A 23,979-nucleotide genomic window follows, 5' to 3' on the forward strand; every position below is an offset into this window, starting at 1 on the left:
GGCGTCGACGCATTTCGCCGCGCCCCGTTAATCCTCGCTTAATCCCCCCGCCACAGCATCCGGACACTGTTGCCTCCGGAGCCTGACCCATGACGCTGATCCGTTCACTGTGCGCCGCCAGCCTGCTGCTCGGCAGCGCCCTTGCGGTCTTTGCGGCCACCGAAGGCCCGGCCTACGGCCCTGAGCTGCAAGGCTTCCAGTACCCCTACCCGGTCGAGCACTTCAACTTCCAGTCCCAAGGCAAAACCCTGCAGATGGGTTATATGGATGTGCCCGCCAAGGGCAAGGCCAACGGGCGCAGCGTGGTGCTGATGCACGGCAAGAACTTCTGTGGTGCCACCTGGGACGCGTCGATAAAAGCCTTGAGCGACGCCGGTTACCGCGTGATCGCGCCAGACCAGATCGGCTTCTGCACCTCCAGCAAGCCCGACCACTACCAATACAGCTTCCAGCAACTGGCGATCAACACCCACCAACTGCTGGATAAACTCGGCATTCAAAAAGCCACCCTGGTCGGCCACTCCACCGGCGGCATGCTCGCCACCCGCTACGCGCTGCTGTACCCGGCGCAAACCGAGCAACTGGCGCTGGTCAACCCGATCGGCCTGGAAGACTGGAAAGCCTTGGGCGTGCCCTATCGCAGCGTCGACCAATGGTATGAGCGCGAGCTGAAACTCAGCGCCGAAGGCATCCGCCAGTACGAACTTAACACCTATTACGTCGGGCGCTGGAAGCCCGAGTACGACCGCTGGGTCGACATGCTCGCCGGCCTGAATAAAGGCCCGGGGCACACCCAGGTCGCCTGGAACTCGGCGCTGATTTACGACATGATCTTCACCCAGCCGGTGTACTACGAGTTCAAGGATGTGCAGATGCCCACCTTGCTGCTGATCGGCACGTCCGACACCACCGCCATCGGCAGCGATATTGCGCCGCCTGCGGTCAAGGCCAAGCTCGGTCATTACGACGTGCTGGGTAAGCAAGTGGCCAAGCTGATCCCCCATGCAACCCTGGTGGAATTCCCAGGGCTTGGGCATGCACCGCAGATGGAGGAACCGGCTCAGTTCAATAAAGCCCTGCTAAAGGGTTTGAACGCCCTTTAATCCAACTTTATTCGAGGTACTCGTGAATGTCGGTACAGATCGCAGTCATTGATGATTGGCAGAATGTGGCCAGTGGCGTGGTGGATTGGTCGGCCTTGGACGCGGCGGGCCAAGTGCACTTCCTGCACGATTACCCGGCGGATACCGCGGTGATGATCGAGCGGTTAAAGGCTTTCGAGGTCATTTGCGTGATGCGCGAGCGCACAACCTTCGACAAAGCCCTGCTGCAGGGGTTGCCCAAGCTCAAGCTGCTGGTGACCGGGGGCATGCGCAATGCGACCATCGACATTCCGGCCGCCAAGGCCCTGGGCATTCAGGTCTGCGGCACTGACAGCTATAAACACGCGGCGCCGGAATTGACTTGGGCGCTGATCATGGCGTGCACCCGTAACCTGCTGCAGGAAGCCAATGCCCTGAGGGACGGCGGATGGCAGGTTGGCCTGGGTGGCGACCTGTACGGCAAGACCTTGGGGATTCTCGGGTTGGGCAGCATTGGCCAGAAAGTCGCGCAGTTCGCCCAGGTTTTCGGCATGCGCGTGATTGCCTGGAGCGAAAACCTCACGCCGCAGCGTGCGGCTGAGGCGGGCGTGACCTGGGTCAGCAAGCGCCAATTGTTTGAACAGGCCGATATCCTCACCGTGCACCTGGTGCTCAGCGATCGCAGCCGTGGGCTGGTGGATGCCGAAGCGCTGGGCTGGATGAAGCCGACTGCGCGCTTGGTGAATACCGCGCGCGGGCCGATTGTGGATGAGCAGGCGCTGGTCGCTGCGTTGGTCGCCGGGCGCTTGGCCGGGGCGGCGCTGGACGTTTATAGCGAAGAGCCACTGCCGGTTGATCATCCGTTCCGGCGCCTGCCCACTGTGTTGGCCACGCCGCATGTGGGGTATGTGAGCGAGCAGAATTACCGGCAGTTCTACCAGCAGATGATTGAAAATATTCAGGCTTGGGCCAGCGGCACGCCCGTTCGCGTGCTCGACTGATCCTGCTTCGCACCATTTTGTGGCGAGCAGGCTTGCCCTGCGTTGGAGTGCGAAGCGCTCCCATTAATGTGCTCTCGGTGTACCTGCTGTACCGAGGATGCCGATTTTAGGGCCGCTTCGCGCCCCAACGCAGGGCAAGCCCACTCGCCACAGCATTACTCGCCTCGCCTAATAACCAGTCCATCTCCCGTTACAAGTTTTTTGTCCTACAAAATTCCCACATAAACCATACAGGCTCTGGGATCTGTCCTAGACTCATGACCGATGGGTCCGTTCCAAAACAAAAACCCCGCAAAAAATCGAAACTTTCCAACTCTGCCATAGGTCCAGTTTTTAAGGGAGGCGAGTGCACGCGGTTCACGCCAAATGCCCGTTCATCCACTCTTTTTAGGCTAATCGTGCAACTGGCATACGCCTTGCCAGTTTGTACAGTGCTTGTGCGCCTGGCCGCAGGATGCGGTCATCGGAGCTAATGGCAGCGAGCCATTAGCCAACCAAATATGTGGGAGAGAGCTATGATCAGTGCTGCAGTAGATACTCAGGGAGAGCGTTTTAGTCAGCCGGCTGGGGGGCCAACATCTTTGGCCGACCTGCCCAACACTGTGCGGCCGATCGTGAGTAACCCCAATCGAAAGAAAGTCTTGTTCGTCACTTCCGAGTTCGCCGACTTGGTGAAAACCGGTGGTTTGGGCGACGTGTCCGCTGCCCTGCCCCGTGCCATGGCCCACTTGCATGATGTGCGCGTGCTGATCCCGGGTTACCCGCAGGTGATGGAAAGCGACAACCCCATCCACATCATCGGCGAACTGGGCGGCCACGCGGCGCTGCCGCCGTGCAAGATCGGGCGCATGGACCTCAAGGATGGCCTGGTCATCTATGTACTGATCTGCCCCGAGCTCTATGAGCGCGAAGGCACGCCCTACGGCGCCAACAACGGCCGCGACTGGCCGGACAACCATATTCGCTTCGCCCGCCTGGGCCTGGCCGCCGCCGACATGGCCGCCAACCTCGCGCAGATCCACTGGTGCCCGGACCTGGTGCACGCCCACGACTGGCCTGCCGGCCTGGCCCCGGCCTATATGCATTGGCGTGGTTCACGCACCCCAACCTTGTTCACCATTCATAACCTCGCCTATCAAGGCGTGGTCAGCTTGGCGTCCACGCCGGAGCTGGGCATTCCGCCGCATGCCTTGCAACAAGAAGGCATGGAGTTCTACGGCAAGATGTCGTTCCTCAAGGCCGGCATGGCGTATTCCAGCCATATCACCACGGTGAGCGCCACGTACGCCCAGGAAATCACCACCCCGGAATTCGGCTGCGGCCTTGATGGCTTCCTCGCCAGCAAGACCCAGCAAGGCCTGCTCAGTGGTATTCCCAACGGCATCGACGAAAGCTGGGAAACCTCCACCGACGCTCACCTGACCCACAACTTCAACATCGGTGACTGGGACGGCAAGGCCGTCAACGCTGCCCATGTACGCGAGCTGTTCGGCCTGCACGAATCCACTGGGCCACTGTTCGCCGTGGTCTCGCGCCTGGTGTATCAAAAGGGCCTGGACCTGACCGAAGCAGTCAGCAGCTTTATCGTCGAAAACGGCGGCCAGATCGCGATTATCGGTCGCGGCGAGCCGGAAGAAGAACACGCCATGCGTGAACTGGCCCTGCGCTTCCCCGGCCAAGTCGGCGTGCGCATCGGCTTTAATGAAACCGACGCCCGGCGCATGTTCGCCGGCAGCGACTTCCTGTTGATGCCTTCGCGCTATGAGCCGTGCGGCCTGAGCCAAATGTACGCGCAGCGCTTCGGCTCGTTGCCGGTGGCGCGTAATACCGGCGGCCTGGCGGACACCATTGAAAATGGCGTCACCGGCTTCCTGTTCAATGAATCCACCGTAGAGAGCTACGAAGAGGCGCTGAGCCGCGCGTTCCGCGTGTTTGCCAACAAAGGCCTGCTCAACGCCATGCGCAGCCGCTCCATGACCCAGCCATTCAACTGGTGCCAGGCGGTGGAACCCTACGCCGAGCTGTACGAACAGTTAGTGGCTAAGGCACTGGGGAAATCAACTAAATAGCCACATAAAAAACCAAGGGAGGGCTTCATAGATGCCGTCACGGACTCTGGAAACCTGGCCCCACGGCGCAATCATGCTGGACGCGCAACACACGCGTTTTGCCTTGTGGGCGCCAGACGCGTTATATGTCAGCGTTGAATTGCAAGACGGTAAGTCGATTGCCATGCTGCCTCAGGCAGCCGGCTGGTTTAAGGTAGAAATACAGTGCCCGGCGGGCACTCGCTACCGCTACAACATCGACGGCGAAACCGATGTACCCGACCCAGCGTCCAGGGCCCAGGCCTTGGACGTGCATGGTTGGAGCGTGGTCGTTGACCCGCTCGCCTATCAGTGGCGGCACGGCCACTGGCAGGGTCGCCCGTGGCACGAAGCGGTGATCTACGAACTGCATGTAGGTGCCCTGGGCGGCTACGCAGCGGTTGAAAAACAGCTGCCACGCTTGGCCGAACTGGGCGTCACCGCGATTGAATTGATGCCTTTGGCGCAATTTCCCGGCGAGCGCAATTGGGGTTACGACGGGGTCCTGCCCTACGCGCCCCACTCTTGCTACGGCTCCCCCGAACAACTCAAAGCCCTGATCGACAGCGCCCACGAGCACGGCCTCGCGGTGATCCTCGACGTGGTCTACAACCACTTCGGCCCCGACGGCAATTACCTGGGCCAATACGCCAAGGGCTTCTTTCAAGAGGACGTACACACGCCGTGGGGCGCCGGGATTGATTTTGAACGGCGCGAGGTGCGCGACTTCTTCCTCGACAATGCACTGATGTGGTTACTCGAATACCGCTTCGACGGCCTGCGCCTGGATGCGGTGCACGCCATCGACAATCCCTGCTTTCTCATAGAGCTGGCACAACGCGTGCGCCAACAGGTGGACGTCGGCCGGCATGTCTGGCTGGTGCTGGAAAACGAACTGAACCAGGCCAGCTTGCTGAAGCACGACTTCGATGGGCAGTGGAACGATGACTTCCATAACGTCCTCCACGTGCTGCTGACCGGCGAAACCGACGCCTATTACAGCGACTTCGCCGAAAACCCTACCGACAAACTCGCGCGCTGCCTGGGCGAAGGGTTTATCTATCAGGGCCACACCACCCGCCATGGCCACGCGCGCGGCGAACCCAGCGCGGACCTGCCACCGAGCGCCTTTGTGGCGTTTTTGCAGAACCACGACCAGATCGGCAACCGCGCCTTGGGCGAACGCCTGCATCAGCTTTGCTCGCCCCAGGCACTCAAGGCCGCCACCGCGTTATTGCTGCTGTCACCGATGATCCCGCTGATGTTCATGGGCGATGAAGTCAACGCCGACGAGCCGTTCCTGTTTTTCACCGACCACCACGGCGAGCTGGCCGAAGCCGTGCGCGAAGGCCGGCGCAACGAGTTCGCCGATTTTGCTGCGTTCAAAGACCCTGAACGGCGCGAACACATCCCCGACCCGAACGCCCTGCCGACCTTCCTGCAATCGGCGCCCAGCTTTACCGAGAACGAACACAGCCAGTTTTACCGCCACCTACTGAGCCTGCGTCACCTGCATATCGTGCCGCATTTACCCGCCAGCAGAGCCCTGGGCGCGCAGGTGCTGGCTGACGGCGCCGTCACCGCGCGCTGGCGCCTGGGCAACGGCAGTGTGTTGCAGATCGACGTGAACCTGAGCGCTGAACCGCTGGATCATCCGGCCCCGCCACATCTGATATTCGAAACGCCTGCCACGGATGAGGCGCACCTCGCGCCGTTCAGTGCACGCGTCGCCCTATTCCCTGTTGGAGAGCACCCTTGAGCGAAGCGAACCTGGAAATACTCGCCAGCCGCGCGGGCCTGGCCGTCGATTGGATCGACGCAAACGGCCGCCCGCAACATGTAAAACCCGACGCCCTGCGCGCCGTCCTCAAAGGCCTGGGCCACCCGGCCGATACCGACGCCGAGATCGATGCCAGCCTGCTGGAACTGGAGCGGGTGCAACAGGACAAACACCTGCCACCGCTGATGACCGTCGATACCGGCGAAGGCCTGGACCTGGCGCGCTACTTTGCTGCGGACACGCCGTGCCGGGTCAGCCTGGAAGGCGGCGAAACTCTAGAGCTACGCCTCGACGGCGACGCCGTGCTGCCCGGCATCATTGCCCTGGGCTATCACCAAGTGCACATCGATGACCAGACGTTCACCCTCGCCGTGGCGCCCACCCACTGCTACAGCGTGGCCGAAGCCGTCGACAGCCAACTTTCCCGCGCCTGGGGTTTGAGCGCCCAGCTGTATGCGTTGCGCCGCCTGGGTGACGGCGGGTTTGGCGACACCCAGGCGCTGGAACACCTGGCGCGCTGCGCCGCCGAACGCGGCGCCGATGCCCTGGCGATCAGCCCGATGCACGCGATGTTCAGCGCCGACACCGAGCGCTACAGCCCGTATTCACCCTCCAGCCGCCTGTTCCTCAACAGCTTGTACGCCTCGCCCGCCTGCATCCTTGGCGAGCGCGAAGTGCGCAATGCCATTGAAGCCCTCGGCTTGGCCGAGGAGCTGCACGCACTTGAGCAAAACACCTTGATCGACTGGCCCGCCGCCGCCAAGGCCAAGCAACGCCTGTTACGCGCCTTGTACGAAGACTTCCGCCACGGCGAGCATCCACAACATGCCGACTTCTTGAGCTTCCGCCAGACCGGCGGCGAAGCCCTGGAAAACCACTGCCGCTTTGAAGCCGTGCAGGCCGTTCGCGCTGCTGCCGGTGAAGAACTCGACTGGCGCCACTGGCCCGAGGCCTGGCGCACGCCGCAGAGCCCAGCGCTGGTGCAATTCGCCGCAGAACACACGGATGAAATCGGTTTTTACGCCTTCAGCCAATGGCTGATCGCGCGCTGCCTGGAACGTGCGCAACAAGCCGCGCGTGGCAGCGGCATGGGCGTGGGCTTGATCGCCGACCTGGCCGTAGGCGCCGACGGCGGCGGCAGCCAGGCCTGGAGCCGTCAGGATGAGCTGCTGGCCAACCTCACCGTGGGCGCCCCGCCGGATATCCTCAACCGCGCCGGCCAAGGCTGGGGCATTTCCGCATTTTCCCCGGAAGGCCTCAAACGCCATGGTTTTCGCGCCTTTATCGAGATGCTGCGCGCCAACTTCGCCCATGCCGGCGGCCTGCGTATTGACCATGTGATGGGCCTGCAACGCCTGTGGGTCATCCCCATGGAGGCTTCGCCGCGTGAAGGCGCGTACCTGTATTACCCGGTGGATGACTTGTTGCGGCTGCTGGCATTGGAGTCCCAACGCCATAAGGCAATTGTGCTGGGTGAAGACCTGGGCACCGTGCCCGATGGGCTGCGCGAGAAACTCATCGGCCGTTCGATTCTGGGCATGCGCGTGTTGCTGTTCGAACAAGGCCACGATGGCCAGTTCAAGCCGATCCTCGACTGGCCGGACAATGCCCTGGCGACCACCAGCACCCACGACCTGCCCACCCTCAACGGCTGGTGGCACAGCCGCGACATCGAGTGGAACATCCAACTCGGCCTGATCGACGCACCCACCGTGGAGCAATGGAGCGAGCACCGCCTGCATGAACGCCAGGCACTGCGCCAGGCCTTGAGCCAGGACCCGCAGAACTTCGTCGATGAAATCCGCAATGACACCGACCATATGATCGACGCCAGCGTGCGCTACCTGGGCCACACCCGTGCGCCGCTGGTGTTGCTGCCGCTGGAAGACGCGCTGGGTATCGAAGAGCAAGCCAACCTGCCCGGCACCACCGACACCCACCCCAATTGGCGCCGCCGCCTGCCGGGTGAAGCCGCCAGCCTGCTCGACAACGCCGGCGCCGCCCGCCGCCTCGAGCTGTTGGCCGTCGCGCGCAACCAAGCCTATGAGCGTGACCGATGAAAGCACTGCCCCTGCGTGCGACCCAGCGCCTGCAATTTCATAAAGGTTTCACCCTGGATGACGCGGTGCCGTTGGTACCGTACTTCGCCCAGTTGGGCATCAGCCATCTGTATGCCTCGCCCCTGCTCAGTGCGCGCGCCGGCTCTATGCACGGCTACGACGTGGTCGACCCGACCACCGTCAACCCCGAACTGGGTGGCGAACCGGCTTTGCGTCGCCTGGTCGCCGCGTTGCGTGAGCATCAGATGGGCCTGATCCTCGATATTGTCTCCAACCATATGGCCGTGGGCGGTGCCGATAACCCGTGGTGGCTGGACCTGCTGGAATGGGGCCGTTTGAGCCCCTACAGCGAGTTCTTCGATATCCAGTGGCACTCGCCCGACCCGCTGCTCAAGGGCCAACTGCTGATGCCGTTCCTGGGCAGTGATTACGGCGAAGCCTTGCAAACCGGCACGCTGACGCTGCATTTTGATGCCGGCCACGGCACGTTTCACCTCGAACATTACGAACACCGGTTCCCGATTTGCCCACGCGATTACGCGTTAATCCTCGGCACCGACGCGCTGCTCAAGCCTTTGGCCGAACGCTTCAGTGCCCTTGCTTATCAAGATGACGCCTACCACGAAGCCGCCTGGCTCAAGCAGGCGCTGGTTGAGCGCGCCACCGAAGGCGACGTGCTGCACGCCATCGAACAGCGGCTCACCGCGTTCGACGGGCGCCAACCCGAAGGTTTCAATCGCCTGCATAACCTGCTGGAACAACAGGTCTACCGCCTCGCTAGCTGGCGCACCGCTGCGGACGATATCAACTGGCGGCGTTTCTTCGATGTCAACGAGCTGGGCGGCCTGCGCGTAGAGCGCACCGCCGTGTTCGAAGCCACCCACGGCAAGATTTTCGAGCTGATCAGCGAAGGGTTGGTAGACGGCCTGCGCATCGACCATATCGACGGCCTGGCCGACCCGCGCGGTTACTGCCGCAAGCTGCGGCGTCGGGTGGATTCACTGGCGCCTGAGCGGCATTTGCCGATCTTCGTGGAGAAAATCCTCGGCGAAGGCGAAACCCTGCGCGAAGACTGGAAGGTGGACGGCACCACCGGCTACGAATTCATGAACCAGCTGTCGCTGCTGCAACATGATCCCGAAGGCTTTGCGCCGCTCGCCGAACTGTGGACGCGCCACAGCGAACGCCCCGCCGCCTTTATCGAAGAAGCCTGGCTGGCACGCCAGCAGATCCTCAACGGCTCGTTGGCCGGTGACTTTGAAAGCGTGGCCCAGGCCCTGCTGCAAGTGGCCCGTGACGACGTAATGACCCGTGACCTGACCCTGGGCGCGATCCGCCGCGCCTTGCAGGAATTGATCGTGCACTTCCCGGTGTACCGCACTTACATCAGCGCGCGCGGGCGCAGCGAACGCGATGATGTGTTTTTCCTGCAGGCCCTGGCCGGTGCCCGCAGCACCTTGAGCGAGGGCGACTGGCCAGTGCTCGACCACCTGGAAAAATGGCTCGGCGGCCAACCGTGGCGCGATCGCTCGGTCGGCCGTGAACGCAAGATGCTCAAGCATGCCTGCGTGCGTTTCCAGCAACTGACCTCCCCGGCCGCCGCCAAAGCTGTGGAAGACACCGCGTTCTATCGCTCGGCGGTGCTGCTGTCGCGTAACGACGTGGGCTTCAGCACCGAGCAGTTCAGCGCGCCGGTGGCCGAGTTTCACGCCATCAACCAACAGCGTTTGCAGACCTTTCCCGACAACCTGCTGGCCACTGCCACCCACGACCACAAGCGCGGCGAAGACACCCGCGCACGCTTGGCGGTACTCAGCGAGTGTGCGCCGTGGTACGCCGAACAGGTCGAGCACTGGCGCACCCTCGCCGCCCCGTTGCGCCAGGACGCCAACACGCCGTCAGCCGGTGATGAGCTGATCCTTTACCAAGTGCTGCTCGGCAGTTGGCCGTTGGACGCGAACCCGGATATGCAGGGCTATCAACAACGCCTCTGGCAATGGCAGCAAAAAGCCCTGCGCGAAGCCAAGTTGCAAAGCAGCTGGAGCGCACCCAACGACGCCTATGAACAAGGCGTCGAGGCCTTCCTGTCGCGGCTGTTGCTCAGCGAACCGGGCCAGGCGCTGCGCGCTGCCATCGCCACTGCCGCCCAGGCCATCGCCCCGGCCGGTGCGGTAAACGGCCTGGCGCAATCCTTGCTTCGTCTCACCGTGCCGGGTGTGCCGGACCTGTACCAGGGCGATGAGTTCTGGGACTTCAGCCTGGTGGACCCGGACAACCGCCGCCCAGTGGATTTCAACGCACGGCAACACGCGTTGAACAATCCATCGGGCATCGACGAACTGTTGTCCCACTGGCGCGACGGGCGTGTCAAACAGGCGCTGATTGCGCAGGTGTTAGCCTTGCGCAAGGCTGATCCCGAGCTCTTTCGCAGCGGGCGCTACACACCGCTGGAGGTCACCGGCACACACGCTGAACACGTCGTCGCATTCTGTCGCGAACATCAAGGCAAACGCCTGCTGGTGGTGGTGCCACGTTGGCCCCAGCGCCTGCTGGAAAAGGGTGAGCAGCCCCGCATCCATGCGCAGGTTTGGGGCGATACACGGGTGAAATTGCCGTTCGCCGACACAACACAAAACTGGAAGGGACTTTTTCATACAGGCGCAGTCACACCAAACAAGGAGCTGTTAATCAGCGCTGCCCTGGGGGATTTCCCGGTCAATGTCTTTATTAATCCTGATGATCAAGAAAGCTGAAACTTTTCTGTGAGGAGCATTGTGATGAGTACTGAAGACAAACGCATACGCGAGTTGGCGCATCAGATCTGGGAATCAGAAGGCAAACCCCACGGTGAAGATGCACGCCACTGGGAGATGGCCCGCAAGCTGGCCGAAGCCGAAGCCCTGACCCCGAGCAAGCCCAAGGCTGGCGCCAAGCCGAAAACCGCGCCTAAGCCTGCGCCCAAAGCCAAGCCAACCAAACCACCGGCACCGGCCCCCAGCACACCGGCAGCGCCTGTGGCGAAAAAGCCGCCCGCGCCAAAAAAACCTAAGCCTTAAGCCTTTCAACCTTAGGGGCCTCCTCCCGGCGCTGCCGGCAGGAGGTTCGTTTTCAATCACACATGCGTCAGCTGAACAATCGCCAGCACGATCTCGCTCGGCCCGAAAAACATCCTTGCAGGAGCAACTCAATGAGCAAACCCGATAAAACCCAACCGACGCCGGAACACGAGCCGTCGCGGATTCGTGAAGGTTTGCCCTTCCCCCTAGGCGCCACCTGGGACGGCCTGGGTGTCAACTTTGCGCTGTTCTCAGCCAACGCCACCAAAGTCGAACTGTGCCTGTTTGACGATAGCGGCGAAGTGGAGCTGGAACGTATCGAACTGCCGGAATACACCGACGAAACCTTCCACGGCTACCTGCCCGACGCCCACCCTGGGCTGATTTACGGCTACCGCGTGTACGGTGCGTATGACCCGGCCAATGGTCACCGCTTCAACCACAACAAATTGCTGATCGACCCCTACGCCAAGCAACTGGTGGGCGAACTCAAATGGTCCGAGGCGTTGTTCGGCTACACCATCGGCCACCCCGATGACGACCTCAGTTTCGACGAACGCGACAGCGCACCCTTCGTGCCCAAGTGCAAGGTCATCGACCCGGCGCACACCTGGGGCAACGACCAGCCGGTGCGGGTGCCGTGGGACCGCACGATTATTTATGAAACCCACTTGCGCGGTATCAGCATGCGCCACCCTTCGGTCAGCGAGTCGGTGCGTGGCACCTGCGCAGGGCTGATGGAAGACGACGTGCTCAAGCACATCCGCCAGTTGGGCGTGTCATCGGTCGAACTGCTGCCGGTGCATGCGTTCGTCAACGACCAGCACTTGCTGCAAAAAGGCATGACCAACTACTGGGGCTACAACAGCATTGCCTTCTTTGCGCCGGACCCGCGCTACTTGGCCAGCGGCAAGATCGCCGAGTTCAAGGAGATGGTCGCGCACCTGCACGAGGCCAAGCTTGAGGTGATCCTCGACGTGGTCTACAACCACACCGCCGAAGGCAACGAGCGCGGCCCAACCTTGTCCATGCGTGGCATCGACAACGCCTCGTACTATCGCCTGATGCCCGATGACAAGCGCTTTTACATCAACGATTCCGGCACCGGTAACACCCTCGACCTAAGTCACCCGTGCGTATTGCAAATGGTCACCGACTCGCTGCGGTACTGGGCCACCGAGATGCACGTGGACGGTTTCCGCTTTGACCTGGCGACCATTCTGGGCCGCTACCGCGATGGTTTCGATGAGCGTCACAGCTTCCTCGTGGCCTGCCGTCAGGACCCGGTGCTGCGCCAGGTAAAAATGATCGCCGAGCCGTGGGACTGCGGCCCCGGTGGCTACCAAGTGGGTAAGTTCCCACCGGGCTGGGTGGAGTGGAACGACCGCTTCCGCGACACCGTGCGCGCCTTCTGGAAAGGCGACGACGGCCAGCTGGCAGACTTCGCCGCGCGCATGACCGCCTCGGGCGAGATGTTTAATCAGCGCGGTCGGCGCCCGTACAGCTCGGTGAACTTCATCACCGCCCACGATGGTTTCACCCTGCACGACCTGGTGTCGTACAACGACAAGCACAACGAAGCCAACGACGAAAACAACCAGGACGGCAGCAATAACAACCTGTCCTGGAACCACGGCGTCGAAGGCCCCACCGATGACCCGCAAATCAACGCGCTGCGCCTGCGCCAGATGCGTAACTTTTTCGCCACCCTGCTGCTGGCCCAAGGTACGCCGATGCTGGTGGCCGGTGACGAGTTCGCGCGAACCCAGCACGGCAACAACAACGCCTATTGCCAGGACAGTGAAATCGGCTGGGTCAACTGGGAGCTGGACGACGACGGCAAGGCGCTGCTCAAGTTTGTAAAACGCTTGATCAAGCTGCGCCTGGCCTATCCGATTCTGCGCCGTGGTCGCTTCTTGGTCGGTGACTACAACGAAGACATCGGCGTGAAAGATGTCACCTGGCTGGCGCCGGATGGCAACGAGATGACCACCGAACAGTGGCAAGACAGCCATGGCCGCTGCCTGGGCATGCTGATGGATGGCCGCGCCCAGGAAACCGGAATTCGTCGCCCGGGTGGCGATGCAACGTTGCTGCTGGTGGTCAACGCCCACCACGACATGGTCAATTTCCGCCTGCCGCCGGTGCCCGAGGGTGAGTTCTGGACCTGCATGCTCGATACCAACGACCCGGCGGTACGGGGCCAGGAACGGTTTGATTTCGAGCACGAATACGCCGTCACCGGCCGCTCGCTGCTGTTGTTTGAACTGCAACACGACGAGGTGTGAAATGGCGTTGCATGGATTCCTTCAAGGCTTTCGGAGCTATGCGCACACGCAGGCTTTGGGGAGTGCCTTGAAGGCGCTTCAGGAGGAAGGCCTGGACCAGCTGCCGTTGCCCGGCAGCGGCCAGACGCTGGAGCGCTTCAGCCGTTTGGCGCAAGTGGCCGGGCATGATTTGCGCCTGTGCAAGTTGTTCGAAGGCCATACCGATGCCTTGGCGATCATCGCTGAGCTCAACAGCCCCTTGCCGCCTTTGGGCAGCGTTTGGGGCACCTGGGCCGCCGAGCCGCCCACGGCCAAGGTGCGCGTGCAGCGCGACGGCCACCGGTTGGTCGTCGACGGGCGTAAAGCCTGGTGTTCGGGCGCGGCGGTAGTCACCCATGGGCTGCTGACCGCCTGGGACGAAGAGGATCGCCAGCAACTGGTCGCCGTGGACATGCAGCAACCCGGCATCAGCGTGACTGACGAAGGCTGGAATGCCGTGGGTATGGCTGCCACGGGCAGTGTCGAGGTGGTGTTCGACGACGCCCGCGGCATCGCGGTCGGCGGCCCGGGGGATTACTTGTCACGCCCAGGCTTCTGGCAAGGCGGAATCGGCATCGCCGCGTGCTGGTATGGCGGCGCACAACGTCTGGCCGAGGTGCTGCGCGAGCAATGCGCGAAACACCCGGAACCGCATGCGCTCGCCCATTTGGGCGCGGTAGACAGCGTGCTCAACAGCGCCGCTTGTGTGTTACGCGACAGTGCTGAACAGATCGACCGCGAACCCCAGGCCTGTGCGCGACAGCTTGCCCAGCTGGCACGTGCCTGCGTCGAAGATACGGTTGAGCAGGTCATGCGCCATGTCGGTCGCGCGGTCGGTGCAGGGCCGTATTGTAAGGACCCGCACTTTGCCCAACTGATGGCCGACTTGCCGGTGTATATGCGCCAAAGTCATGCAGAACGCGACTTGGCGGCGTTGGGCGAGTTGGCCGCTGCAGACTCCGCACGGAGGTGGCATCTATGAAAGCTAATCCGATCGTCGGCCAAGGTACCCCGCTGCATCAGTGGCAGACGTCGTCGCACATGGCCGATCTGCCCGAAATAAGCGTCGCGCAGTTGGTGCCCGAAGGCCATCGCGCGGTGATCATTGCCCCTCATCCAGACGATGAAGTGCTCGGTTGTGGCGGCCTGTTGCAAGGCTTGGCCATGCTTGGCCGGCCGATTCAGCTGATCTCCGTGACCGACGGCAGCGCCAGTCACCCAGGCTCCAGGCGTTGGCCGGTGGAACGCTTGAGCGTGGTGCGCCCGCAGGAATCGGCCCAGGCCCTGCATCGCCTCGGCTTGCCGCTGCACAGTTTGAAATGGCTGCGCGCGGGCTTCGCCGACAGCCAAGTGGCTGCGCGCGAGGAGCAATTGAGCGCGTTCATCCAGCGTTATCTCAAGCCCACCGACGTGGTGTTCACCACCTGGCGCGAAGACGGTCATTGCGACCACGAAGCCGTCGGCCGCGCCAGTGCCAAAGCCGCCAAGGCGGTGGGCGCGACGTTGTATGAGTTGCCGGTATGGACCTGGCACTGGGCGACGCCCGAAGACAGCCAAGTGCCGTGGCACCGCGCACGCAAGATCCCGCTGACACCCGAGGCGGTGGCGCGCAAACGCCACGCCATCCACGCCTTCGCCAGCCAGTTGGAGGGCGACCCGCAGATCGGCCTTCCGCCCGTGCTCGCACCTTATGTGGTGGAGCGTTTGCTGCAACCTTTTGAAGTGGTGTTTGTATGAGTGTTGCCACGCCGTATTTCGATCAACTGTTCGACGGCAATGACGATCCCTGGGCGTTTCGACAACGCTGGTACGAGCAGCGCAAACGCGCCTTGACCCTGGCGGTACTGCCCCGGCCACGCTACGCGTCGATCTTCGAACCCGGCTGCGCCAATGGCGAACTGAGTGCTGAACTGGCGCCGCGCTGTGATCGGCTGGTGTGCTGTGACACGGCCGCCGCTGCCGTGGCGCTGGCAAAAACCCGGTTACTGGGCTTTCCCCACGCCCAGGTGCAGCAAAGCCGCCTGCCCGAGCAATGGCCGGCGGGCTCGTTCGAACTGATCGTGTTGAGCGAGCTGTGCTACTACCTCGACGCCGAGGACTTGCATCGCTTGGTTGACCGCGCCCTCGCCTCGTTGACCGAAAACGGGCAACTGCTGGCCTGCCATTGGCGCCCAACCATCGAGGGCTGCCCGCAAACCGCCGAACAAGTGCATGCCCTGTTGCAACAACGGCTGGGCATGCCGGTTGTGGTGCAGCATCACGAGCGTGATTTTCTACTCGACCTGTGGAGCCGTGACGGCGCCTCGGTCGCGTCCGTAGAGGGCTTGCGATGATCGGCATTCTGATCCCGGTGCATAACGAAGAAGCGCTGCTGGCTGAATGCCTGAAAGCCGCATTGATTGCCGCCAGCCATCCTGGGTTGCTGGGCGAGGCGGTAGAAATTCTGGCGGTGCTCGACAGCTGCAGCGATGGCAGTGCGGCGATTGCCCAGGCATACCCGGTGCAGAGCCTGCACGTGCAAGCACGCAATGTCGGGCATGTACGCGGCGTCGGTGCGCGGCATTTGTTGAATCAAGGGGCGCGCTGGATCTCCTGCACCGACGCCGACAGCCGCGTGGCCCCCGACTGGCTGGTGGCGCAATTGGCATTGGGTGTCGACGCAGTGTGCGGCACCGTGACCGTGGACGCCTGGAGCGAAGGCTTTGACCCAGCGGCGCAAATTCGCTACACCCAGGCCTACCAGGCCCGCGACGGCCATCGGCATATCCACGGCGCCAACTTGGGCGTGAGTGCCGGTGCCTATGTGCGGGCCGGAGGGTTCGAGCCGTTGGTCTGCCAAGAAGATGTGCAACTGGTGCGTAACTTGGAACGCTGTGGCGCATCGATCGCCTGGAGCCATTCGCCGCAAGTGATCACCAGCGCACGCCTGGAATGCCGTGCCCAAGGCGGCTTCGGCGATTACTTGAAGAGCCTGATGCAGACCACTTAAAAAAAACGAGATTGCAAGATGTAAAAGTGCCGAATCCTTGACTATGCTGAGCAAGCCTTGCTGGCCATCCCAGTTGGATGGCAGCACCTCACCGCAGCGGAGCCTGCGGTACAACAAAAAGCGTCGTCCCATTCTCGGGAAACGGCCCAGCACGAATCGACAAGGATGTGACACCCATGAAACTCGCCGCCTTAAGCGAGGGCCGTCGCGGCCCCGCGCAAATCTGGAACAGCGCCCCGCAGTTGGCGCAAATCCCCATTATCAGCCCCTCCTCTCTGGTGCCCCGAGGCGCACGCGTCGTCGTTATCGCGCCGCACCCGGGGGACGAGGTGCTGGCCTGCGGGGGCTTGCTGCAACTGCTCAGCACCCTGGAGCATCCGCTCCTGCTGATCTCAATCACCGACGGCAGCGCCAGCCATCCGGGTTCCCACGCCTGGCCGGCGAGCCGCCTGAGTGTGATTCGCCCCCAGGAGAGCGCCGAGGCTTTGCGTCGTCTGGGTATGCCACTGCATAGTTTGAAGTGGATTCGTGGTGGCTTTTGCGACGATGCCTTGGCCGCCCGTGAGCAGCCGATGAGCCAATTTATCGCGCGCTACCTGCAAGCCGGTGATGTGGTGTTCACCACCTGGCGCAACGACGGCAAAGACGACCATGACGCCGTCGGCCGTGCCACTGCCAAGGCTTGTAGCCTGGTAGGCGCGCGGCTCTATGAGCTGCCCATTTGGGCCTGGCACTCGCCCGCGCGCGACGGTGCGATGATCCCGTGGCAGCGTGCACGCAAAGTGCGCCTGGACACCTGGAGCGTGGCGCGCAAACTGCACGCCGTGCATGCGTACGCCAGCCAATTGGTCGGCGACCCGGCCATCGGGTTGGCACCCATGCTCGCCCAGGACCTGCTGGAACGCATGCGCGAGCCGTATGAGATCGTGTTTGCCTAGGCTTATGTATCGCAGTGTGTACGCAGCGTTTAACCCGGGGCACTTGCTGAAACACCGCCGTTGCAGTTCGGTGCGCTGGGCATGGCGCATGCTGAAATGCCCGAGCCGCGAACGCCGGCCAGTCACAGCCAAACTCCCTTCGGCGCGCTCAAGCACATCAAGGCCGGCCTGCTCGATGCGGATCACCTGTAAGGTTTTAGCTCCCCTCTTTACGCCATAGCGGGTCAGTGCGTGGCTTGCGTGTCGCGCGCACTGGCGTTCATGGCTACCTGTGCAACGAAACGTTTACGAACGCGCGACAACTGGTAGGCAATCCCTAGCCAGATAAACCATGCGGGCATCACACACAGTGCCAGTCGCGTGTCCGGCCGTAACGCGAGCAGGCACAGCACGAAGCCGAGAAACGTCAGGGAAAACCACGCCATCGGCACGCCGCCGGGCATTTTATAGAGTGATTGTGCGTGCAAATCCGGGCGTTTTTTACGGTAGGCGATGTAGGACGCGAGGATAGTCGACCAGGTAAAAATCACCAGGATCGCCGAAACGGTGGACACGATGGTGAAGGCCGTCATCACCTCCGGCACCACAAACAGCAACACCAGGCCCAGCAACATCAACAGCGTGGTAAAGGCCAGGCTGATAAACGGCACGCTGTTGTTCGACAGCCGCCGAAAAATGCCTGGCGCATCGCCCAGGTCGGCCAAACCGAAGAGCATGCGGCTGGCGGAAAACACGCCACTGTTGGCCGACGAGGCGGCGGACGTCAGCACCACAAAATTGACGATGCCCGCCGCCGCTGGAAAACCGGCGACCAGGAACAGCTCCACAAACGGGCTTTTGCTCGACGAGACCTGCTGCCAGGACGTCACGGCGATGATGCACGCCAGCGCCAGCACGTAGAACAGGATAATGCGCAGCGGGATTGAGTTGATTGCCTTGGGCAGGGTCTTCTCTGGCGCGCGGGTTTCAGCGGCCGCCGTGCCGATCAGCTCGGTGCCGGCGAAGGAGAAGATCGCCATCTGGAAACCGGCGAAGAACCCGAACACGCCGTTGGGGAACGCCGCCTGTTTATCCAGCAAGTGGCTTAACGAGGCGGTGACGCCGGTGGGCGAGACAAACGCACTGGCAATCAACACCAGGCTCACGCCGATCAGCGTCACCACGGCGATGATCTTGATGATCGCAAACCAGAATTCCACCTCGCCAAACAAACGGACCGTGAGCACGTTCAACGCGAACAGCGTGAGCAACATGCCCACGGCCGGCATCCACGCCGGTACGCCGGGGAACCAGTACTGGAAAAACCCACCCACCACCACGGCATCCCCCACCACCGCCACGCTCCAGCTCAGCCAGTACGACCAGCCGAGAAAAAACGCCGCGCGCGGCCCCAGGTAGGCACCGGCAAAGTCGGCAAAGCTCTTGAAGTTGAGGTTGGATAACAGCAGCTCGCCCATGGCGCGCATCACGAAATACACAAAGAGGCCGATGATCATGTAGATCAGGATGATCGAGGTGCCCGAGAGCGCGATGATCTTGCCCGAGCCCATGAACAGGCCGGTGCCGATCGCACCGCCCATGGCCATCAACTGGATGTGGCGGTTGCTCAGGGTGCGTTGCAACGCAGGCTTTTCGGTAAGCCCAGGCGTGGTTGTTTTCATTACAAAACCTCTTGTTATGTTTTTGAGTTTTGGCAGAAAAGAAGTGAGCGGTTTTTTATTTTTGGGTTCAGGCGGTCTTGCTTTCGAAACCGTGCAGCACGTTGACGGCATTGATGCCGATCTCATCGACCATGTAGCCGCCTTCCATCACAAACAGCGTGGGTGCGCCGACGCTGGCGATGATCTCGCCCATGCCGAGGAAGTCCTGGGTCTCCAGAAGGAAATGGCTGATAGGGTCGTCCTTGAAGGTGTCGACCCCCAGGGAAATCACCAGCACTTCGGGGGCGAAATCGCGCAGGTGCCGGCACGCGTCGATCAACGCGGTTTTGTAAGCGGCCCAGGTGGTGTTTTTCGCCAGCGGGTAATTCAGATTGAAGCCCTCCCCGGCACCCTCGCCGCGCTCGCTGCTGAACCCGGAAAAATACGGATAAGACACCGCCGGTTCGCCATGCAGGGAGATGAACATCACGTCCGGGCGTTGATAGAAAATATTCTGCGTGCCGTTGCCATGGTGGAAATCCACGTCCAGCACCGCCACGCGCTGGGCGCCCTGGGTGATGGCCTGCTGCGCGGCAATCGCCGCGTTGTTGAGGTAGCAATAACCGCCCATGTATTCACGGGCGGCGTGGTGGCCCGGTGGCCGGCACAAGGCGAACGCGCTGTTGTGGCCTTCGTCGATCAGGGCCAGGCCGGTGAGCGCGATGTCGGCGCTGGTCTTGACCGCATTCCAGGTGGTGGGCGTGATCGGCGAACCGGCGTCCATGGCAAAGAAACCCAACTTGCCGTCGATGAAGTCCGGCACCTGTTGGTTGGCCAGGTCACGCACCGGCCACACCAGCGGCAGCGCGTCATGGCTGCGACCAATCGCAGACCATTGCGCCCAGGCGGTTTCGAGGAATGACACGTAGCGTTCGCTGTGGGCGTTGACGTAACACGCTCGGTCAAAGGTGCGCGGCACGATGATATCGCCGAGCCCGACGTGCTGGACGCGATCGCGCACGGTGTCGGCGCGGCTCGGTTGTTCGAATGAGGGTTTGAGTACACCGTCCTTCAATTCGGTGCCATGGTGCAAACGGTGGGCATCACTAAAAACAGTCAGCATTTTTTAACATCCGCCAGTAAAAGACAGGGTCTATTTTGTTCCGGGGTTGCTGGGCTTTCTTTGCTTTTAGTTCGCGCACTGTTAGGTTTATAGGGAATTTTTACCTCAGCGATGGCGCATTATGAAAAATAAAACCAAGCAGGTCGCTCTTGATGACACCGATCTCGCCATCCTCGCGTTGCTGCAGGAAGACGCGAGTATTTCCAATGCGCAACTCAGCGAGCGCCTGTCCCTGAGCCTCACGCCGTGCTGGCGCCGACGTAAACGCCTGGAAGAAGAAGGCGTGATCAAGGACTACCAGGCCAACCTCGATCGCAAGATGCTGGGGCTGGATATCATGGCGTTCGTGCATGTGCGCTTCGCCATCCACACCGACCATGCCCCGGATGCCTTCGAGGCGGTGGTCAAGACGCTGCCCGAGGTGCTGGCCTGCCACAAAATCACCGGCGATGCGGACTATCTGTTACAGGTGCTGGCCGAAGATCTGGACAGTTACAGTGAGTTTGTCGAGAACGTGTTGCGACGCCAGTTAGGCATTGCATCGATCCAATCGAGCCTGGCGTTGCGTGAGGTGAAGGCGACGAGCCGGGTGGCGATTCCCGGGCGGGAAAGCCCTCAAGCCGGGAACCGTCAATAACCAAGGACATGTGAGGTTAACCGGGTGACTTAGTGGCAAAATGCCTTTTTCCCCATACGCATGGAGCGACTGTGACGCACGTTATTGCCCCCTCGGAATCCACCCTCCGCCCAACCTCGCCTTCGAACTTCCGCTTCTTCAGACGCCTCGGGATGTTCGTCCTGGCGGCGTTGATTATGCTGCTGGCGCCAATTCCCGGCCTGCTGCTGGTGCCGCCAGCGATGCAGACCTACTTGATGTTCGTCACCAACATGGGCGTCGTCGGGTTGCTGCTGTCCGGGTTGTTCGTGGTGCAACACCGACATGACCTGGCCGCTACGTTTTATGGCGACCACATCCGCAAGCCATTACGCCTGGGCGCGATTGCCTTGGTTGCCGCGTATGCGCTGTGCGGGCTGGCCGTCAGCGCACTGGGGTTGCCGCGTGAAGCGTTCATGGCGCAGATGTACAGCGGCCTGACCCAGTGGCAAACCCTGATCAAATTGGCTTCGCTGATTATCCTTCCACCGATTGCCGAAGAGCTGATGATGCGCCACTACCTGCTGCGCCTGTTTCCCTACGAGCGCAGCGTGGCGTGGAAGTGGATCGCGGTGATTGTGACGTCCGCACTGTTCGCCAGCCTGCATACCCAATACGCCAGCTCGACCACGATGACATTGATCTTCGTGCTGGGCTGCCTATTCGCCTGGGCGAGAATTGCCAGCGGCGGCTTGCTGGTGCCGATTTTGCTGCACATGCTGGCGGAAGTGGTGGGGTCGAGTCTTGACTGGACCTGGACGTGGGCAGGGCTTTACGGCTGACCCCAGGCACCCTTCGGGATGGGCGTAAACCTGATGTTCGCGCCCACTTCCCAACGTGAATGGCAAAACGCTCGCCCCCAAGATGTGAAAAATTCGTTAACTAATTCTCGCCGATGGCTTTTTCCCGCTGCTTCAATCTGCCAGACTGATGCGAATAATTCTTAACATCATTATTATTCGCCAGGGACGGCGCTCGGGGAGAGTCAGTCCATGTCTGTGCAACAACACGTGAGCAAGCGTTTTTCACCCAATTTGATCGCGATGGCGGTGTGTATCGCCACCTCACCAGCGGCCTTCGCCGCCGATGCGCAACAGCCGCCAGCGGTGGTTGAGCTGGGCGCGACGCAGATCAACACTGAGCAACCACTCGGTACGACCACCGAGGGCAGCCAGTCCTACACCACGGGGTCGATGGCGACTGCGACCAAACTGCCGCTGAGCCTGCGCGAAACGCCGCAAGCGGTGACGGTGATTACCCGTCAGCGCATGGACGACCAAGCCATGACCAGTGTCAACGATGTGGTGAAGAACACCCCCGGCCTGTTTCTCAGCCAAGCCGACGGCCCCGGCCGACAGAGCTATAAGTCGCGTGGTTTCGACATCGATAACATGATGTTCGATGGCATCCCAAGCGCCTATTCCGGCTACGCCAACAGCGTGCAACCTAACCTCGCGATGTTTGACCGCGTGGAGGTGATTCGCGGTGCTACCGGTCTGGTCACCGGCGCAGGCAACCCTTCGGCGGCGCTCAACTTCGTGCGTAAACGGCCGACGGCCACGCCGCAAGTGTCGCTCACGGGCGCGGTCGGGAGCTGGGATGACTACCGTGGTGAAATCGACGCCTCCAGTGCCTTGAATGACAGCGGCACCTTGCGCGGCCGTATGGTGGGTTCGTATCGCGATGCGGACACCTTCCGCGATAAGGAAAACAGCAATCACGGCCTGTTCTACGGCATCACCGAAGCGGACCTCAACGAAGACACGACCGCCACCCTGGGCTTCTCGCGCCAGGAGGACCAGACTAATTTCTTCTGGGGTGGATTGCCCATCGGCACCGACGGCCATCACCTGAACCTGCCCCGCTCCACCAACCCCGGCAGTGACTGGGAAAACAAGAAACTGACCATCGACACCGTGTTCGGTGACATCGAACGCCGCTTCGAAAACGGCTGGAAACTCCACGTCGCCGGCTCGTCATCACAACTCGACGGCGTATTCACCGGCAGCTACCAGTCGCGCTACAAAACTGAACTGGCGAGGACCGCCTATCAATCGCACCAGGATGACAAACAGTACGGGCTGGATACGTTTGCCAGCGGCCCGGTCAATGCCTTCGGTCGTACCCATGAATTGGTGGTCGGCACCAGCAAACGCATCTACGACGCCACGTCCAAGGAATACAGCCCTTACGACACCAATTATCCGCTTAACGGCGCGAAACCCGACTTCGTGCGCGACGGCAAAGGGCACAGCATCACCACCCAGGACGGCGTCTACGTGACCACTCGCCTCAACCTGGCCGACCCGCTCAAAGTGATCCTCGGCGCGCGTCTGGACTGGTACGACTACGATGACCGCCAAGGCGACGGCGACTACAAGATCACCAAAAACCTGACGCGTTACGCCGGTGTGATCTATGACCTGGACGAGCACCACTCCGTCTACGCCAGCTACACCGACATCTTCAGCCCGCAGTCCAACAAGGACTTCTCGGACAAACCCCTGACCCCCATCGTCGGCGAAAACTACGAAGTCGGTATCAAGGGCGAATACTTCAACGGCGCGCTTAACGCCAGCCTGGCGCTGTTCCGTATCGACCAGAAAAACCGCGCCACACTGCCTGAAAGCCAAGCTGGATGCCCGACCATTACCTGCTACGAAGCCTCCGGCCTGGTACGCAGCCAAGGTGTCGACATGGAACTGCAAGGCGCACTCACCGAAAACTGGCAAGTCGGTGCCGGCTACACCTACACCCGCGCCCACTACATCAAGGACAGCAACGCCGCCAACAACAACCAGCGCTTCGACACGGACACCCCCGAGCACCTGTTCAAGATCACCTCGTCCTATCGCTTCCAGGGCCCACTGGAAAAACTGCGCGTCGGTGGCAACGTGAACTGGCAGAGCCGCATGTATAACGACGTCGTCCTGGCTGACAAAAGCAGCTATCGCCTGGAGCAAGGCAGCTATGCCGTGGCGGACGTGATGGCGGGCTACCGGGTGAGCAAGCATTTGGACCTGCAGCTCAACGTCAACAACATTTTCGACCGCACCTACTACTCGGCAATTGCCACCAGCCCGACCTGGGGCGCCAACGACACCTACGGCAACCCACGCAGCTACGCGCTGACCGCCAAGTACGACTTCTAATCAGCCTTGGCGCTGCGTCTATCCGTTCGGATAGACGTTCTTAACGTCCCGCTCAGGGATGCCGATAAAGTTTTGGCATCCCTGAAGCTTAAAAAACACCGAATACCTGC

Annotated in this window: 18 protein-coding genes; 16 read left to right on the forward strand and 2 right to left on the reverse strand. The window is 61.6% G+C overall.

The features are described 5' to 3' along the window. Positions 1-89 precede the first annotated feature (89 nt). The 13 genes from K0P33_RS17455 (at position 90) to K0P33_RS17515 (ending at position 17,299) form a co-directional block, all read left to right on the forward strand. Positions 90-1,103: an alpha/beta hydrolase gene (locus K0P33_RS17455; RefSeq protein ID WP_094950093.1), complete on the forward strand. Its 1,014-nt coding sequence runs from the start codon at positions 90-92 to the stop codon at positions 1,101-1,103. Positions 1,104-1,129: 26 nt separating this feature from the next. Beyond that, a complete protein-coding gene (locus K0P33_RS17460) occupies positions 1,130-2,083 on the forward strand; it encodes a D-2-hydroxyacid dehydrogenase family protein (protein ID WP_242150010.1) in 954 nt (317 codons plus the stop codon). A gap of 515 nt (positions 2,084-2,598) precedes the next feature. After that, positions 2,599-4,152, forward strand: a complete 1,554-nt coding sequence (glgA, locus tag K0P33_RS17465) for a glycogen synthase GlgA (RefSeq protein WP_094950095.1) — start codon at positions 2,599-2,601, stop codon at positions 4,150-4,152. Between the two features lie 31 nt (positions 4,153-4,183). Further along, a complete protein-coding gene (treZ, locus tag K0P33_RS17470; protein WP_242150013.1) occupies positions 4,184-5,929 on the forward strand; it encodes a malto-oligosyltrehalose trehalohydrolase in 1,746 nt (581 codons plus the stop codon). Continuing rightward, the gene (gene malQ, locus K0P33_RS17475) at positions 5,926-8,010 is read left to right on the forward strand and encodes a 4-alpha-glucanotransferase (RefSeq protein ID WP_242150016.1); all 2,085 of its coding nucleotides are present in this window, start codon (positions 5,926-5,928) and stop codon (positions 8,008-8,010) included. The genes treZ and malQ overlap by 4 nt, the downstream gene beginning before the upstream one ends. Beyond that, positions 8,007-10,763, forward strand: a complete 2,757-nt coding sequence (locus tag K0P33_RS17480) for a malto-oligosyltrehalose synthase (RefSeq protein WP_242150019.1) — start codon at positions 8,007-8,009, stop codon at positions 10,761-10,763. Before malQ ends, K0P33_RS17480 begins: the two co-directional genes overlap by 4 nt. A gap of 24 nt (positions 10,764-10,787) precedes the next feature. Then, entirely contained in the window at positions 10,788-11,066 is a 279-nt protein-coding gene (locus tag K0P33_RS17485) for a DUF2934 domain-containing protein (protein WP_094950099.1), read from the forward strand. A 131-nt stretch (positions 11,067-11,197) separates the two neighbouring features. Then, positions 11,198-13,354, forward strand: a complete 2,157-nt coding sequence (gene glgX, locus K0P33_RS17490) for a glycogen debranching protein GlgX (protein WP_242150022.1) — start codon at positions 11,198-11,200, stop codon at positions 13,352-13,354. A gap of 1 nt (position 13,355) precedes the next feature. Further along, entirely contained in the window at positions 13,356-14,354 is a 999-nt protein-coding gene (locus tag K0P33_RS17495; RefSeq protein ID WP_242150024.1) for an acyl-CoA dehydrogenase family protein, read from the forward strand. After that, complete coding sequence (locus K0P33_RS17500; protein WP_094950102.1) at positions 14,351-15,109, forward strand: PIG-L family deacetylase; 759 nt, start codon at positions 14,351-14,353, stop codon at positions 15,107-15,109. Before K0P33_RS17495 ends, K0P33_RS17500 begins: the two co-directional genes overlap by 4 nt. Beyond that, entirely contained in the window at positions 15,106-15,705 is a 600-nt protein-coding gene (locus K0P33_RS17505; protein ID WP_242150027.1) for an SAM-dependent methyltransferase, read from the forward strand. Before K0P33_RS17500 ends, K0P33_RS17505 begins: the two co-directional genes overlap by 4 nt. After that, on the forward strand, positions 15,702-16,361 hold the full coding sequence (locus K0P33_RS17510; protein ID WP_242150030.1) for a glycosyltransferase family 2 protein: 660 nt from the start codon (positions 15,702-15,704) through the stop codon (positions 16,359-16,361). Before K0P33_RS17505 ends, K0P33_RS17510 begins: the two co-directional genes overlap by 4 nt. Before the next feature lie 176 nt (positions 16,362-16,537). Next, entirely contained in the window at positions 16,538-17,299 is a 762-nt protein-coding gene (locus tag K0P33_RS17515; RefSeq protein WP_094950105.1) for a PIG-L family deacetylase, read from the forward strand. Between the two features lie 224 nt (positions 17,300-17,523). Here the strand turns inward: K0P33_RS17515 and K0P33_RS17520 are convergent, their stop codons facing one another. Then, the gene (locus K0P33_RS17520) at positions 17,524-18,960 is read right to left on the reverse strand and encodes an amino acid permease (RefSeq protein ID WP_242150033.1); all 1,437 of its coding nucleotides are present in this window, start codon (positions 18,958-18,960) and stop codon (positions 17,524-17,526) included. 67 nt (positions 18,961-19,027) lie between these two features. Continuing rightward, entirely contained in the window at positions 19,028-20,062 is a 1,035-nt protein-coding gene (locus K0P33_RS17525) for a histone deacetylase family protein (protein WP_242150036.1), read from the reverse strand. 121 nt (positions 20,063-20,183) lie between these two features. Between K0P33_RS17525 and K0P33_RS17530 the strand changes: the two genes are divergently transcribed. From K0P33_RS17530 to K0P33_RS17540, 3 genes are all read left to right on the forward strand, one after another. After that, entirely contained in the window at positions 20,184-20,699 is a 516-nt protein-coding gene (locus tag K0P33_RS17530; RefSeq protein ID WP_094950108.1) for an Lrp/AsnC family transcriptional regulator, read from the forward strand. 152 nt (positions 20,700-20,851) lie between these two features. Next, positions 20,852-21,499 carry a type II CAAX endopeptidase family protein gene (locus tag K0P33_RS17535; RefSeq protein WP_094950109.1) on the forward strand — a complete coding sequence of 216 codons (648 nt, stop codon included), beginning with the start codon at positions 20,852-20,854 and terminating at the stop codon, positions 21,497-21,499. Positions 21,500-21,709: 210 nt separating this feature from the next. Next, on the forward strand, positions 21,710-23,869 hold the full coding sequence (locus tag K0P33_RS17540; RefSeq protein WP_242150039.1) for a TonB-dependent siderophore receptor: 2,160 nt from the start codon (positions 21,710-21,712) through the stop codon (positions 23,867-23,869). Positions 23,870-23,979: the final 110 nt, after the last annotated feature.

Origin of the sequence: Pseudomonas sp. ArH3a (assembly GCF_022648765.1) — a bacterium.
In the GTDB taxonomy this organism is placed as follows: Bacteria; Pseudomonadota; Gammaproteobacteria; order Pseudomonadales; family Pseudomonadaceae; genus Aquipseudomonas.

Excerpts from the sequence above, each read along its gene's own strand:
- K0P33_RS17455 (WP_094950093.1), top strand. The coding sequence starts at position 90 with ATGACGCTGATCCGTTCACTGTGCGCCGCCAGCCTGCTGCTCGGCAGC.
- K0P33_RS17460 (WP_242150010.1), top strand. The coding sequence starts at position 1,130 with ATGTCGGTACAGATCGCAGTCATTGATGATTGGCAGAATGTGGCCAGT.
- glgA (WP_094950095.1), top strand. The coding sequence starts at position 2,599 with ATGATCAGTGCTGCAGTAGATACTCAGGGAGAGCGTTTTAGTCAGCCG.
- treZ (WP_242150013.1), top strand. The coding sequence starts at position 4,184 with ATGCCGTCACGGACTCTGGAAACCTGGCCCCACGGCGCAATCATGCTG.
- K0P33_RS17480 (WP_242150019.1), top strand. The coding sequence starts at position 8,007 with ATGAAAGCACTGCCCCTGCGTGCGACCCAGCGCCTGCAATTTCATAAA.
- K0P33_RS17485 (WP_094950099.1), top strand. The coding sequence starts at position 10,788 with ATGAGTACTGAAGACAAACGCATACGCGAGTTGGCGCATCAGATCTGG.
- glgX (WP_242150022.1), top strand. The coding sequence starts at position 11,198 with ATGAGCAAACCCGATAAAACCCAACCGACGCCGGAACACGAGCCGTCG.
- K0P33_RS17495 (WP_242150024.1), top strand. The coding sequence starts at position 13,356 with ATGGCGTTGCATGGATTCCTTCAAGGCTTTCGGAGCTATGCGCACACG.
- K0P33_RS17500 (WP_094950102.1), top strand. The coding sequence starts at position 14,351 with ATGAAAGCTAATCCGATCGTCGGCCAAGGTACCCCGCTGCATCAGTGG.
- K0P33_RS17505 (WP_242150027.1), top strand. The coding sequence starts at position 15,106 with ATGAGTGTTGCCACGCCGTATTTCGATCAACTGTTCGACGGCAATGAC.
- K0P33_RS17510 (WP_242150030.1), top strand. The coding sequence starts at position 15,702 with ATGATCGGCATTCTGATCCCGGTGCATAACGAAGAAGCGCTGCTGGCT.
- K0P33_RS17515 (WP_094950105.1), top strand. The coding sequence starts at position 16,538 with ATGAAACTCGCCGCCTTAAGCGAGGGCCGTCGCGGCCCCGCGCAAATC.
- K0P33_RS17520 (WP_242150033.1), bottom strand. The coding sequence starts at position 18,960 with ATGAAAACAACCACGCCTGGGCTTACCGAAAAGCCTGCGTTGCAACGC.
- K0P33_RS17525 (WP_242150036.1), bottom strand. The coding sequence starts at position 20,062 with ATGCTGACTGTTTTTAGTGATGCCCACCGTTTGCACCATGGCACCGAA.
- K0P33_RS17530 (WP_094950108.1), top strand. The coding sequence starts at position 20,184 with ATGAAAAATAAAACCAAGCAGGTCGCTCTTGATGACACCGATCTCGCC.
- K0P33_RS17535 (WP_094950109.1), top strand. The coding sequence starts at position 20,852 with ATGTTCGTCCTGGCGGCGTTGATTATGCTGCTGGCGCCAATTCCCGGC.
- K0P33_RS17540 (WP_242150039.1), top strand. The coding sequence starts at position 21,710 with ATGTCTGTGCAACAACACGTGAGCAAGCGTTTTTCACCCAATTTGATC.